The organism is Actinomyces sp. 594 (assembly GCF_019325145.1).
In the GTDB taxonomy this organism is placed as follows: domain Bacteria; phylum Actinomycetota; class Actinomycetes; order Actinomycetales; family Actinomycetaceae; genus Actinomyces.
The window spans coordinates 148,193-160,772 of the sequence record NZ_PIZC01000067.1 but is presented as its reverse complement, the minus strand read 5'-3'; the positions used below and the strand labels follow the sequence as shown (position 1 = coordinate 160,772).

The 12,580-nt window shown below is 70.8% G+C and carries 12 protein-coding genes and 1 tRNA gene; 12 read left to right on the top strand and 1 reads right to left on the bottom strand.

Translation table 11 applies throughout. The features are described from left to right. Positions 1–95: 95 nt before the first annotated feature. The 8 genes from secG to der all read left to right on the top strand — a co-directional run bounded on the left by secG (position 96) and on the right by der (position 8,225). Entirely contained in the window at positions 96–338 is a 243-nt protein-coding gene (gene secG / locus GZ998_RS12450; protein ID WP_161925319.1) for a preprotein translocase subunit SecG, read from the top strand. Between the two features lie 107 nt (positions 339–445). Then, complete coding sequence (gene xerD, locus GZ998_RS12445; protein ID WP_202616322.1) at positions 446–1,366, top strand: site-specific tyrosine recombinase XerD; 921 nt, start codon at positions 446–448, stop codon at positions 1,364–1,366. A 55-nt stretch (positions 1,367–1,421) separates the two neighbouring features. Next, on the top strand, positions 1,422–2,309 hold the full coding sequence (locus tag GZ998_RS12440; protein ID WP_161923995.1) for a ParA family protein: 888 nt from the start codon (positions 1,422–1,424) through the stop codon (positions 2,307–2,309). After that, the gene (locus GZ998_RS12435; RefSeq protein ID WP_219110049.1) at positions 2,299–3,174 is read left to right on the top strand and encodes a ScpA family protein; all 876 of its coding nucleotides are present in this window, start codon (positions 2,299–2,301) and stop codon (positions 3,172–3,174) included. Before GZ998_RS12440 ends, GZ998_RS12435 begins: the two co-directional genes overlap by 11 nt. Continuing rightward, positions 3,171–3,803 (top strand): SMC-Scp complex subunit ScpB, encoded by a 633-nt coding sequence (gene scpB / locus GZ998_RS12430; RefSeq protein ID WP_161923996.1) that lies wholly within the window; start codon positions 3,171–3,173, stop codon positions 3,801–3,803. Before GZ998_RS12435 ends, scpB begins: the two co-directional genes overlap by 4 nt. A 2-nt stretch (positions 3,804–3,805) precedes the next feature. Then, positions 3,806–4,762 (top strand): pseudouridine synthase, encoded by a 957-nt coding sequence (locus GZ998_RS12425; RefSeq protein WP_219110071.1) that lies wholly within the window; start codon positions 3,806–3,808, stop codon positions 4,760–4,762. After that, a complete protein-coding gene (locus tag GZ998_RS12420) occupies positions 4,759–5,922 on the top strand; it encodes a prephenate dehydrogenase (protein WP_219110048.1) in 1,164 nt (387 codons plus the stop codon). The genes GZ998_RS12425 and GZ998_RS12420 overlap by 4 nt, the downstream gene beginning before the upstream one ends. Before the next feature lie 143 nt (positions 5,923–6,065). Next, positions 6,066–8,225, top strand: a complete 2,160-nt coding sequence (der, locus tag GZ998_RS12415) for a bifunctional cytidylate kinase/GTPase Der (RefSeq protein ID WP_162678494.1) — start codon at positions 6,066–6,068, stop codon at positions 8,223–8,225. Between the two features lie 173 nt (positions 8,226–8,398). On the opposite strand, the gene GZ998_RS12410 is transcribed toward der, so the two are convergent. Beyond that, positions 8,399–8,995: a DNA-3-methyladenine glycosylase I gene (locus GZ998_RS12410; RefSeq protein WP_219110046.1), complete on the bottom strand. Its 597-nt coding sequence runs from the start codon at positions 8,993–8,995 to the stop codon at positions 8,399–8,401. Positions 8,996–9,029: 34 nt separating this feature from the next. On the opposite strand from GZ998_RS12410, the gene pgi reads away from it, so the two are divergent. From pgi to GZ998_RS12390, 4 genes are all read left to right on the top strand, one after another. Further along, complete coding sequence (gene pgi / locus GZ998_RS12405) at positions 9,030–10,694, top strand: glucose-6-phosphate isomerase (RefSeq protein ID WP_219110044.1); 1,665 nt, start codon at positions 9,030–9,032, stop codon at positions 10,692–10,694. 27 nt (positions 10,695–10,721) lie between these two features. After that, positions 10,722–11,924, top strand: a complete 1,203-nt coding sequence (gene moeB, locus GZ998_RS12400) for a molybdopterin-synthase adenylyltransferase MoeB (protein WP_219110042.1) — start codon at positions 10,722–10,724, stop codon at positions 11,922–11,924. A 162-nt stretch (positions 11,925–12,086) separates the two neighbouring features. Continuing rightward, a tRNA-Pro gene (locus GZ998_RS12395) sits at positions 12,087–12,163 on the top strand. Between the two features lie 193 nt (positions 12,164–12,356). Continuing rightward, complete coding sequence (locus GZ998_RS12390; protein WP_162678498.1) at positions 12,357–12,530, top strand: hypothetical protein; 174 nt, start codon at positions 12,357–12,359, stop codon at positions 12,528–12,530. The last annotated feature ends 50 nt before the right edge of the window (positions 12,531–12,580 follow it).

Sequence of the window (12,580 nt, the reverse complement as noted above, 5' to 3'; positions counted from 1 at the left end):
GTGCGCGGATCGGGTAGAGTCGCCGAGTGAGGAGGCGGCGGTCGCCTCACTGTGACAGGCCGAACCGGCCGGAACGACGACGAAGGGAATGCGGCGTGGGCGTGCTGACCATAATCCTGCAGGTACTGCTGGTCCTCTCAAGCTTCTTCCTGATCATGACGATCCTGATGCACAAGGGCAGGGGCGGTGGCCTGTCCGACATGTTCGGAGGCGGCATCACCTCCTCAGCCGGCTCCTCCGGCGTCGCCGAACGAAACCTGAACCGGATCACCATCGGGGTGGCCCTGGTCTGGACGGCAACCATTATCGGTCTCGGGCTGGTTGCCCGATTCGCCTGAGCACGCCGGACAGCATCATTACCCGAGCAGCTGCGGACACCGGGGCGACCGGGCGGCGCACCCACGATCCTCGCGGGGATGCGCTTGAGCGGGCCCGGTCCGGTTACCTGGCACACCTGCGTGTAGAGCGCGGGCTGAGTCCCAATACGCTGGCGGCCTACGAGCGGGACCTGGGTCGCTACGCCGATTTCCTGCGCGGGCGCTCGATTCACGCGCCCGACTCGGTGACCGAGGCGGATGTGGCCGCATTCCTGGAGGCGCTGCGTACCGGCGCCGACGGCGGTCGCCCGCTGGCTGCGTCCTCAGCGTCCCGCACAGTCACTGCCGTGCGCGGCTGGCACAGGTTCCTCCATGCCGAGGGAAGCACCGATGCCGATCCATCGGCGGCGGTACGTCCACCGCAGGTGGGACGGCGCCTGCCCAAGGCGCTCACCGTGGACGAGGTGCGCCGCCTGCTGGAATCCGCTGGAAACGACGACTCGCCGGTGTCCCTGCGTGACCGCGCCCTGCTGGAACTGCTGTACGCAACCGGTGCGCGTATCTCGGAGGCAGTTGGGCTGGTAGTGGACGACTTGGATGCCGCATCCGGCTGCCTGCGGGTGTTCGGCAAGGGACGCAAGGAGCGGATCGTACCGATGGGCCAGTTCGCCTGGGACGCGCTGGAGGCCTACCTGGTGCGTGGACGTCCCGCCCTGGCGGCGAAGGGGCGGGGAGTGCCGGAAGTGTTCCTGAACACCCTGGGCCGGCCACTGTCACGGCAGTCGGCCTGGGCGGTGCTGCAGCACGCGGCGCAGCGGGCCGGACTGGCCGGGGGCTCCGGTTCCGGCGGAGGGGCGGAGCGACGCATCTCCCCGCACACGCTGCGGCACTCCTTCGCCACCCACCTGCTGGCCGGAGGTGCGGATGTGCGCGTGGTCCAGGAGATGCTGGGGCACGCCTCGGTCACCACCACCCAGATCTACACCAAGGTCACCGTCGACCACCTGCGGGAGGTTTACGCCACCAGTCACCCGCGGGCCCGCGGCTAGCCTGCGAAGGAGTCTTCTCCGCGTCCCGCTGTCCCACTTCGACTAGGCTGCCCGTGTGAGTGACGCCAAGCAGCCCGGCCTGATCGACCCGCCCGAGAACTCTGACGACGGCAAGCTGGAAGAACAGGAGAAGGTTTTCCCTGTGCCGGCGCCACTTGAATCGCACGGGCCCGCCCGTGTGATCGCCATGTGCAACCAGAAGGGCGGCGTGGGAAAGACCACCACCACCATCAACCTGGGCGCCGCGCTGGCCGAGTACGGACGCCGCGTACTGATCGTGGACTTCGACCCGCAGGGCGCGGCGAGCGCCGGCCTGGGCATCAACGCCCACGAGCTGGACCAGACCGTCTACGACATGCTGGTCGCCGCCCGCCCCGATGTGCGGCCCATCATCCACTCCACCTCCGTAGAGGGCCTGGACTTGGTGCCCGCGAATATCGACCTGTCCGCGGCAGAGGTACAGCTGGTCGGGGAGGTCGCCCGCGAGCAGGCTCTCGCCCGCGTGCTGCGTCCCGTGCTGGACGACTATGACGCGATCATCGTCGACTGCCAGCCCTCCCTGGGCCTGCTGACGGTCAACGCCCTCACCGCCGCGCACGGCGTCATCATCCCGCTGGAGACGGAGTTCTTCGCTCTGCGCGGCGTAGCCCTGCTGGTGGAGACCGTGGACCGGGTGCGGGACCGCATCAACCCGCGGCTGCAGATCGACGGCATCCTCGCCACCATGGTGGACCCGCGGACGCTCCACTCCCGGGAGGTGCTCGAGCGCCTGACGGAGGCCTTCGGCGACAAGCTCTTCGACACGCAGATCCGTCGCACGATCAAGTTCCCGGACGCATCCGTAGCAGCCGAACCCATCACCAGCTACGCCTCCGGGCATCCCGGTGCCGAGGCGTACCGGCGCCTGGCCCGTGAGGTCATCGCGCGCGGCAATGTTGCCTGAACCGGTTATTGAGACGCTTCCGAACGGCTCCCAGCCGCAGCTGGAGACCTCACCGGGGCTGGTTCCGGCAGGGCCTGGGCAGGTGCCCGGATTCCAGGTCAACCTGCCGCAGTTCGAGGGGCCCTTCGACCTGCTGCTCACCCTGATCGCCCGTAAGCGGCTGGACATCACTGAACTGGCCCTGGCGGAGGTTACCGACGAGTTCATCGCCCACATGCGCGCGGACTGGGACCTCGGGCGCGCCAGCGAGTTCCTGGTGGTTGCCTCCACCCTGCTGGCGCTCAAGGCCCACCGGCTCCTCCCGCACGATTCCGAGGAGATGGACGAGGACATGGAGCTGCTCGAGGCCCGCGACGTGCTCTTCGCCCGGCTGCTGCAGTACCGGGCCTTCAAGGAGGCGGCCAAGGTCATCCGCTCCCACGCCGAGGCGGCTTCCCGCACGCACCCGCGCGTGGTGTCCCTGCCCCCCGAGCTGGCGGCCCTGCTGCCTCGGCTTGTGGCCACCAGCGACGCCGAGGACCTGGCCCGCATCGCGGCCGATGTACTGACCCGCCGCCGGGATCCGGGCGTGCAGACCGTGCACCTGCACGAGCGCGTCCCCGTGGGGGAGCAGCTGCGCCTGCTCGCCGGCCGGCTGCGCCGCGCCGGCACCCTTACGTTCACTGAGCTGACTGCTGACGCGGGGCGTACCGCGGTCGTCGTCGCCCGCTTCCTGGCGCTGCTGATCCTGTACCGCCAGGGAGGCGTCGACCTGGCACAGGAATCGCCCATGGGGGAGATCACGGTTAGCTGGCGGGACGAGTCGCTTGAGGATCCGAGCGCAGTGGCCGCGGACTCCCTGGAGCTGGAGGAGGAATTCGCATGAGCGCCGTGGAGTCGGCGGCGGCTTTGCCGGTACCCGTGCCGGAGGAGGAACTACGTGCCGCGGTGGAAGCCGTCCTGGCAGTAGCGGACGAGCCGGTCACGGTGGTCGCCTTGGCCCAGGCCCTCGACCGGGACGAGCAGCTCATCGAGGCGGTGCTGGAGTCACTGGCCGCCGAGTACGCCGGCGAGAAGCCCGGCCCCGACGGCGGCACGCGGGCGCGCGGCTTCGTCCTGCGACGGGCTGCGGGCGGCTGGCGGCTGGCCTCCGCCCCCCGGTTCAGCGAGCTGGTGGAGCGCTTCGTCATTGGCGGGGCCACCGCCCGCCTGTCGCAGGCCGCACTGGAGACGCTGGCCGTCATCGCCTACCGGCAGCCCGTCACTCGCGGCCGGATAGCTGCGGTGCGGGGCGTGAACGTAGACGGCGTGGTGCGCACCCTGCACGCCCGCGGCCTGATCGAGGAGGCCGGCACGGAGCCCTCCGGTGCGATCCTGTACCGCACCACCGGGGAGTTCCTGGAGTACCTGGGCCTGGACTCGCTTGCCGACCTACCGCCCCTGGCTCCCTACCTGCCCGATTCCTCCGCCCTGGGGGACATAGAAGATGAGATCACCGGGAGGATGCTGCCGTGAGCATGCGCAACAATACCGACGGAGGCGCCCAGAACGTCCCGGACGCACTGGATCTCGGCGCCGAGGAGTTCTACGACGCCGACGACCTCGAAGAAGTCGACTACGAGGACGAGGCCTCCTCCACGGCGCCCGCCGCGGCCGCCGACGCCCCCCGGGGAGGGCGGGCACGCCCCGACGACCCCTACGTCGTCGGCGGGCAGCGGCTGCAGAAGGTGCTGGCCCACGCCGGGGTGGGGTCCCGGCGCGTATGCGAGCAGCTGATCGCCACCGGGAGAGTCAGCGTCGACGGGGTGCGAGTCACCGAGCCCGGAGTGCGCGTTGACCCCGCCACCCAGGAGATCCGTGTGGACGGCTCGCGGGTGCTCACCGACCCCGATGTCATCACGGTCATGCTGCACAAGCCCGTCGGCGTGGTCACCACCATGGAGGACCCGCAGGGCCGCCCCACGGTCTCCGAGTACACCGAGCAGTACCTGGCCGAGCACGCCGAGCAGCTGGGCGGGCCGGAGAAGGCTTCCGCGCTGCGGCTGGTGCACGTGGGCCGGTTGGACGCCGACACCGAGGGGCTGCTGCTGCTGTCCAACGACGGCGAGCTCACCCACCGGCTCACCCACCCCAGCTATGAGGTCGCCAAGACCTACGTGGCGGTGGTGCGGGGGCACGTCAGCAGCGGGCTGCCGAGTCGGCTCAAGCGCGGCATCGAGCTGGAGGACGGGCCGATTGCCGCGGACCGCGTAGTGGTCAAGGACTCCGCCCCGGACGCCTCGATCCTTGAGGTCACCCTGCACTCGGGCCGCAACCGGATCGTGCGCCGCATGCTGGCAGCCGTCGGGCACCCCGTAATTCGTCTGTCCCGCACCCGGATCGGAACGCTGTCTCTCGGCGGTCTGCGCCCGGGGGAGATGCGCCCGCTCACGGGTGCGGAGGTAAGCGCACTGCAAAAGGAGGTGGGCCTGTGAGCGCCGCCGGAAACCCCTCCGCCCCGCTCGCCACCCGGGGGCCGGTGCTGGTGGTCGGCACCGGGCTGCTGGGCACCTCCCTGGCGCTGGCCCTGACCTCAGCCGGCGTCCCGGTGCAGTTAGCCGACACCTCACCCACCTCCCTGGCACTGGCGCGCGACATGGGCGCCGGGCAGGTGCGTGACGAGCACAGCGCCGAACCCGCCCTGATCGTGGTCGCGACCCCACCGGACGTGGCCGCCGGCGTGGTGCTGCGCGAGCTGGCCGCCCACCCGGACGCGGTGGTCACGGACGTCGCGAGCGTCAAGGCGCGCATTGCCGCCGAGGTGCGCCGCCACGGCGGGCGGGAGGCGCGCCGCTACGTCGGCTCCCACCCCATGGCCGGGCGGGAGCGGTCCGGAGCCGCCGCCGCCGACTCCGACCTGTTCGCCGGCCACCCCTGGGTGGTCGTCGCCGACGGGTCCGCCCCGGAGGCCGAATTGGCGGTGCGCAACCTGGCCGTCGACGTCGGCGCCACCCCGGTGCGCATGAATGCCGCCGAGCACGATGCCGCCGTCGCCGCCGTCAGCCACGTCCCCCAACTGGTCAGCTCCCTGCTGGCCGCCCGCCTGGAGTCCACCCCCGAGAACGCGCTCGGCCTGGCCGGGCAGGGGCTGCGCGACACCACCCGCATCGCCGCCTCCGACCCGCGGCTGTGGTCGGCGATCGTGGTCGGCAACGCCGGGCCGGTGGTGGACATGCTGCGCCAGCTGCGCGGGGACCTGGACGCACTGATCAACGGGATCGCGCCCGCCGCCGTCGACCCCGGCGACCCGGCCTACACCGCCGCCGGGGACGCCGCCACCATCGCCCCCGGCGCCGTCGGCGCCATCACCGACCTGATGACCCGCGGCAATGCCGGGCAGGCCCGCATACCGGGCAAGCACGGCGGGGCGCCGCGCCGCTACGCGCAGGTGCAGGTGCTGGTGCCCGACTCGGCCGGCTCGCTGGGCCGTCTGTTCTCCGACGTCGGCGAGGCGGGCGTCAATATCGAGGACTTCGCCATGGAGCACTCGCCCGGGCAGAGCGCCGGCCTGGCCATGCTCTCGGTCATGCCGGCCGCCGCCCAGGGGCTGGAGGAGGCCCTGGACGCCCGCGGCTGGCGCGTGGTCGTGTCCTAAGGAGGGCGGAGCACTTGCCGCGGCGCGGCTGTGGGCGGACTCATCTGCCGCCGATCCGTGCGGCGGTGCCTGATTGTGGGACGCTTACCCCTTGAGACCGACCGGCTCGCCGGAGCCCGCGGGGTCGAACGTTGGAGGAACACATGGGAATCGTCGTCGCCATTGACGGGCCGTCCGGGTCCGGCAAGTCCACGGTGTCCAAGCGGGTTGCGGCCGCGCTGGGGCTGGCCTACCTGGACACCGGCGCCATGTACCGGGCAGCCGCCTGGTGGTGCGAGCGCACCGGCATCGACCTGGACGACGCCGAGGCCGTCACCCACGCCGTGCAGGCCATGCCGCTGGTGATGGGTCTTGATCCCGAGGCGCCCGGTGTCACCTGCGACGGGGTGGACATCGCCGAGGCCATCCGCGACCCGCACGTGTCCACAGTGGTCTCCAAGGTCGCCACCAACCTGGATGTGCGCGCCGAGATGGCGCGGCTCCAGCGTGAAATCATCCGCGCCGAGGCCGGTGCTCTGGCCGGCTCCTTCTCCCGCGGCGCAGGCATCATCGCCGAGGGGCGAGACATCACCACCGTCGTCGCCCCCGACGCCGACGTGCGCCTGCTGCTGACCGCCAGCGAGCAGGCCCGGCTGGCCCGCCGCGCCGCCGACCTGGACGCCGCCGGAAAGGCCGTGGATGCCGCCGCCCTGCGCGACCAGGTGGTGCGCCGCGACCGCGACGACGCCACCGTCTCCCAGTTCCTCACCGCCCCCGAGGGCGTCACCGCGGTGGATACCTCGAACCTGACGCTGGAGGAGACCATCACCCGCGTCACCGCGCTGGTCGAGCGGTCGCGCGCCGAGAGCGCCGAGCGTGAGCGGCTGGAGGACGCCCGTGCTGACGCACTGCGTACCGGACTGGACGACTACGAGCTCGACGAGGAGGACCGTGCCCTGCTCGCGGGGGAGGAGATACCCGCTGCCGAAGCCGGCCTGGAGGCGGGCCTGCCCGTCCTTGCCGTCGTCGGCCGGCCGAACGTCGGCAAGTCCACTCTCGTCAACCGGGTCCTGGGCCGCAGGGCGGCCGTAGTGCAGGACGTGCCCGGGGTGACCCGAGACCGCGTCTCCTACCCGGCGGAGTGGGCGGGCAAGCGCTTCACCATCGTTGACACCGGCGGCTGGGAGATCGACGTGGCCGGGCTGGACGCCGCCGTCGCCGCACAGGCCGAGGCGGCCGTGGACCTGGCCGACGCGGTGCTACTGGTGGTGGACGCCCGCGTGGGCGTCACCGAGGCCGACGACCGGATCGTGAAGATGCTGCGCCGCTCCGGCAAGCCGGTGGTGCTGGCGGCCAACAAGGTCGACTCGCCCGTGCAGGAGGGCGATGCCGCCTCCCTGTGGGCCCTGGGACTGGGCGAGCCCTACGCCGTTTCCGCCCTGCACGGGCGCGGCAGCGGCGAGCTGCTGGACGCCGTCGTCGCCGTCCTGCCGGAGGTCTCCGCGGTGGCCGGGCCGGAGCGCAGCGATGACCTGCACCGCATCGCCCTGGTGGGGCGGCCCAACGTCGGCAAGTCCTCCCTGCTGAACCAGCTCGCCGGGAACGAGCGGGTGGTCGTTAACGAGCTGGCCGGCACCACCCGCGACCCGGTGGACGAGGTGGTGGAGTTCGACGGCCGCCAGTGGGTGCTGGTGGACACCGCTGGTATCCGCCGCCGCATCCGGCAGGCGCGCGGCGCCGACTACTACGCGGTGCTGCGTACCCAGGGGGCGGTGGAGAAGGCCGAGGTGGGCGTGGTGCTACTGGATGCGTCCGAGGCCGTCACCGAGCAGGACATCCGCGTGATCCAGCAGGTGGTTGACGCTGGGCGTGCCCTGGTGATCGTCAACAACAAGTGGGACCTGGTGGATGAGGACCGCCGCAAGCAGCTGGAGTGGGAGGCGGAGCACGAGCTCGCGCATGTGGGCTGGGCGCCACGCATCAACCTCTCCGCCCGCACCGGCTGGCACACCAACCGCTTGGCGCGCGCCCTGGACACGGCCCTGGCAGGATGGAGCACGCGCGTGCCCACGGGGCGGCTCAACGCCTTCCTGGGGGAGCTGCAGGCGGCCACGCCGCACCCGGTGCGGGGCGGGAAGCAGCCACGCATCCTGTTCGCCACCCAGGTGCAGACCGCCCCGCCGCGCATCGTCATCTTCACCACCGGCTTCCTGGACGCCGGCTACCGGCGCTTCATCGAGAACCGGCTGCGCGAGGAGTTCGGCTTCGCCGGCACCCCGATCCAGATCGGCGTGCGCGTGCGCGAGCGCCGTCAGCGGCGCTGAGGGCGGCTCGGCATGCCAACGGACCGGCGGTGTCAAAATCGATGACAAACGCCGGGGATGCGCTCTTCTACGCTACTCGGCACCCGCATGGTTCCAACGTTTTTTGAAGCGCCTTGAGCGCCGCGGACTTCGTTTGTCATCGATTTTGACAGCAAGCACGTGACCTCCGCTCGCTAGCCCCACACCCCGGATGAGCCGCGCCGCCAGGAGCCCACCAGGTGGGTGTCCACGATGCCGATGGCCTCCATCAGCGCGAATGCCGTCGTCGGGCCGACGAACCGGAAGCCCAGGTGCTTGAGCCGGCGGGCCAGTGCCTCGGACTCCGGCGAGCGCGTGGGAGCCTCCGCCAGCGTGCGCGGGGCGGGTGTGACCGCCGGCCGGAAGGACCAGACCAGGCCCGCCAGGCCGTCGACGTCGGCACCCCGCAGGGCCACGGTGGCACGGGCGTTATTGATGGTGGCCAGGATCTTGGCCCGGTTGCGCACGATCCGGGCGTCGGCCAGCAGCCGGGCCACATCCTCGTTCCCGAAGCCGGCCACGGCCTCAGGCTGGAAGTCGGCGAAGGCCTCCCGGAAGGCGGGCCGCTTGACCAGGATGGTGCGCCAGGACAGGCCCGACTGGAAGGCCTCCAGGCTGAGCCGCTCGAACACGCCGCGCTCGTCGCGCACGGGCATGCCCCACTCGGTGTCGTAGTAGTCGCGCAGCAGCGGGTCGGCGGCCGCCCACACGGGCCGCGCCAGACCGTCCTCGCCGATCACCAGGTCTCCCATGCGGTAACGGTAGCGGACGGCCTAGACTGGCGACATGTCGACAACACGCACACCGGTTGACCCCACCACCACGTCCGCCTGGAAGCGGCTCACTGAGCTGCACCAGTCCATGGAGCCCGACCTGCGCGCCTGGTTCGCCCAGGACCCGCAGCGCGCCGAGCGCTACTCATACGAGATGGGCGACCTGTTCGTCGACCTGTCCAAGAACTTCCTGACCGACGAGGTGCGCGACGCCCTGGTGGAGCTGGCCGAGGCCGTGGACGTTCCCGGCCGCCGCGACGCCATGTTCGCCGGCGAGCACATCAACGTCACCGAGGACCGCGCCGTCCTGCACACCGCCCTGCGCCGCCCCGCCACCGACTCGCTCACGGTGGACGGCCAGGACGTGGTCGCCGACGTGCACGAGGTCCTGGAGAAGATCTACGCCTTCGCCCGCCGCGTGCGCTCGGGGGAGTGGACCGGCGTGACCGGCAAGCGCATCGAGACGGTCGTCAACATCGGCATCGGCGGCAGCGACCTGGGCCCGGTCATGGTCTACGAGGCCCTGCGCCCCTACGTGCAAAAGGGGCTGGAGGCCCGCTTCATCTCTAACATCGACCCCAACGACTGCGCCGAGAAGGTCTCCGACCTGGACCCGGAGACCACTCTGTTCATCATCGCCTCCAAGACCTTCACCACCCTGGAGACGCTCACCAACGCCCGCATGGCCCGCACCTGGCTGCTGGAGGCGCTGGCCGCGCGCGGCATCAGCACCGACGGCGCCGTCGCCAAGCACTTCGTGGCCGTATCCACCGCCTTGGACAAGGTGGAGGCCTTCGGCATCGACCCGGCCAACGCCTTCGGCTTCTGGAACTGGGTGGGCGGGCGCTACTCGGTGGACTCCGCCGTCGGCACCGTGCTGGCCGTGACCGTCGGTCCGGAGAACTTCGCGGACTTTCTGTCCGGCTTCCACACCGTAGACGAACACTTCGCCACCAAGGCCCCCGCCGAGAACGTGCCCATGCTCATGGGCCTGCTCAACGTCTGGTACGTGAACTTCTTCCAGGCAGCCTCCCACGCCGTGCTGCCCTACGCCCAGTACCTGCACCGCTTTCCGGCGTACCTGCAGCAGCTGACCATGGAGTCCAACGGCAAGTCCGTGCGCTGGGACGGCAGCCCCGTGGTGGCCGACACCGGGGAGATCTTCTGGGGCGAGCCCGGCACCAACGGCCAGCACGCCTTCTTCCAGCTGCTCCACCAGGGCACCCGGCTGATCCCCGCCGACTTCATCACCGTGGCCAACCCGGCCCACCCGGTCAAGGACGGCGACGCGGACGTGCACGAGCTGCTGCTGTCCAACTTCCTGGCCCAGACCGCCGCCCTCGCCTTCGGCAAGACCGCCGAGGAGGTGCGCGCCGAGGGCACCCCGGAGGCCATCGTGCCGGCCCGCGTGTTCACCGGCAACCGGCCGACGACGTCGATCCTCGCCCCGGCACTGACCCCCGCCGTGGTCGGGCAGCTGATCGCCCTGTACGAGCACATCACCTTCACCGAGGGCATTGTGTGGGGCATCGACTCTTTCGACCAGTGGGGCGTGGAGCTCGGCAAGAAGCTCGCCCTGGACATTGCCCCCGCCGTGCGGGGCGACGAGGCCGCCTACGCCTCCCAGGACGCCTCCACCCGGCAGCTCATCGACCGCTACCGCGGCCTGCGCCACTGACCACCGCGCAGCGGTTCTGGTAGAGCCATGACGCCGGGGGCGGGGGACGGGTTCCCCTCGCTGATCGACGACGCCCGCCTGCGTCCACTCACCGCCGCCGAGCGCATGCGCTACTCGCGCAACGCGCTTGTGCCGGAGGTGGGCGGGCGCGGGCAGCAGCGCATCCGCGCCGCCCGCATCCTGGTGCTGGGCGCGGGTGCCCTGGGCTCGCCCGCCGTCCTGTACCTGGCCGCCGCCGGCGTGGGCACGCTCGGCATCATTGACGACGACGTCGTCGCCGTCTCCAACCTGCAGCGCCAGGTGCTGCACACCACCGCCGCCGCGGGCCGCCCCAAGGTCGACTCCGCGCGGGAGGCCGTGGCCGCCCTGAACCCGGACGTGGAGATCGTCACCCGCCGGGAGGCCCTGACCAGCGCCAACGCCATGGAGCTGCTGCGCGGCTGGGACGTGGTGATCGACGGCACCGACAACTTTCCCACCCGCTACCTGCTGGGGGACGCCTGCGTGCTGCTGGGCATCCCCCTCGTGCACGGGGCGGTGCTGCGCTTCGACGGCCAGGTCACCGTCTTCGACGCCGAACGCGGCCCCTGCTACCGCTGCGTGCACCCGACCCCGCCCGACCCGGGCGCGGTACCGTCCTGCGCCGAGGCCGGGGTACTGGGCGTACTACCCGGAATTGTTGGCGCCATGCAGGCTGCCGAGGCGCTCAAACTGGTGGTCGGAGGAGCGCAACCGCTGATCGGCCGCATGCTGCTGGTCAACGCCTGGGAGGGACGCGGGACGGAGCTGCCGATCGGCAAGAACCCCGACTGCCCCGTGTGCGGTTCCCAGCCAACAATCACCCGCCTGGTGGATTATGAGGCCCTGTGCGGCTCCCGGTCGCGGCAGGAGCAGGACACTGAAGTACAGGAGAGCACCATGAACACGATCACCGCCACTGAGCTGCGCGAGCGCATCGCCGCGGGTGAGTTGCCCGGGCAGGAGTACACGCTGCTGGACGTGCGCGAGCCGCACGAGGTTGAGCTTGAGACGATCGACGGGGCGGCGCACATTCCGCTCGCCCAGGTGGTCGAGCGCCGCGGGGAGTTGGATCCGAGCCGGGAGCTGATCGTCTACTGCGCCGGGGGCGTGCGCTCCGCCCGCGCCATTGCGGCTCTGGAGGACGCCGGATACGACGGCCCCATGACCAACCTTGAGGGCGGCATCAAGGCCTGGAACGCCTCCGCCTGACCCGCCAACCCGCCGAGATCGGTAGATATAACCGCCGAGGCCGGTCAGTGCTGCCAAGGCCATCCGGGAACGGTGAGCGGTGTCACCGCCCGCGGATTTCGACGTCGGGACACAGATGGGCTATCGTCTTCCTTGTTCCGAGCGGCGTGAGCCGCGCGGGCACGGGCTGTGGCGCAGCTTGGTAGCGCACTTGACTGGGGGTCAAGGGGTCGTGGGTTCAAATCCCGCCAGCCCGACCAGAGCTATTAGGGGTGGCAGGCCCCTCGGTCGGGCACGGCTCCAGAATGGGTAGAAATTGCGATCACTGCGGCCCCTCGTCGGGCGAGACTGCGCGATAATAGCCGTCGATCACATCGGCTAGCGCCAGGCAAGCATGCTCATCACTGCCTTATGGATCATCAGGCCGGCAATGGCTGATCAGGAGGTTCGATCTTGACCGCAGACTGCACCGGGGCGTCAGGCCCCGAGTCCGAGCAGGCGCATACGCCGGCCGAGCCCGATGATGCCGAGCTGGCACGGATGCTGGTCACTGCCACCGGAATGGGGCGGGCACAACTGCGTGACCTGATCGAGCGTAGGGCACGCGAGCGGCAGTCGAACAGCTGACCATCTGCGGTACCTCGGTTTCGGCCGCGCAGGCGCGGCCTGAGGATAGG

What these genes read in the sequence shown, in the direction of transcription:
- pgi (WP_219110044.1), top strand. Translation starts at nt 9,030, where the DNA reads ATGTCGACAACACGCACACCGGTTGACCCCACCACCACGTCCGCCTGG.
- der (WP_162678494.1), top strand. Translation starts at nt 6,066, where the DNA reads ATGGGAATCGTCGTCGCCATTGACGGGCCGTCCGGGTCCGGCAAGTCC.
- GZ998_RS12435 (WP_219110049.1), top strand. Translation starts at nt 2,299, where the DNA reads ATGTTGCCTGAACCGGTTATTGAGACGCTTCCGAACGGCTCCCAGCCG.
- moeB (WP_219110042.1), top strand. Translation starts at nt 10,722, where the DNA reads ATGACGCCGGGGGCGGGGGACGGGTTCCCCTCGCTGATCGACGACGCC.
- scpB (WP_161923996.1), top strand. Translation starts at nt 3,171, where the DNA reads ATGAGCGCCGTGGAGTCGGCGGCGGCTTTGCCGGTACCCGTGCCGGAG.
- GZ998_RS12425 (WP_219110071.1), top strand. Translation starts at nt 3,806, where the DNA reads ATGCGCAACAATACCGACGGAGGCGCCCAGAACGTCCCGGACGCACTG.
- GZ998_RS12410 (WP_219110046.1), bottom strand. Translation starts at nt 8,995, where the DNA reads ATGGGAGACCTGGTGATCGGCGAGGACGGTCTGGCGCGGCCCGTGTGG.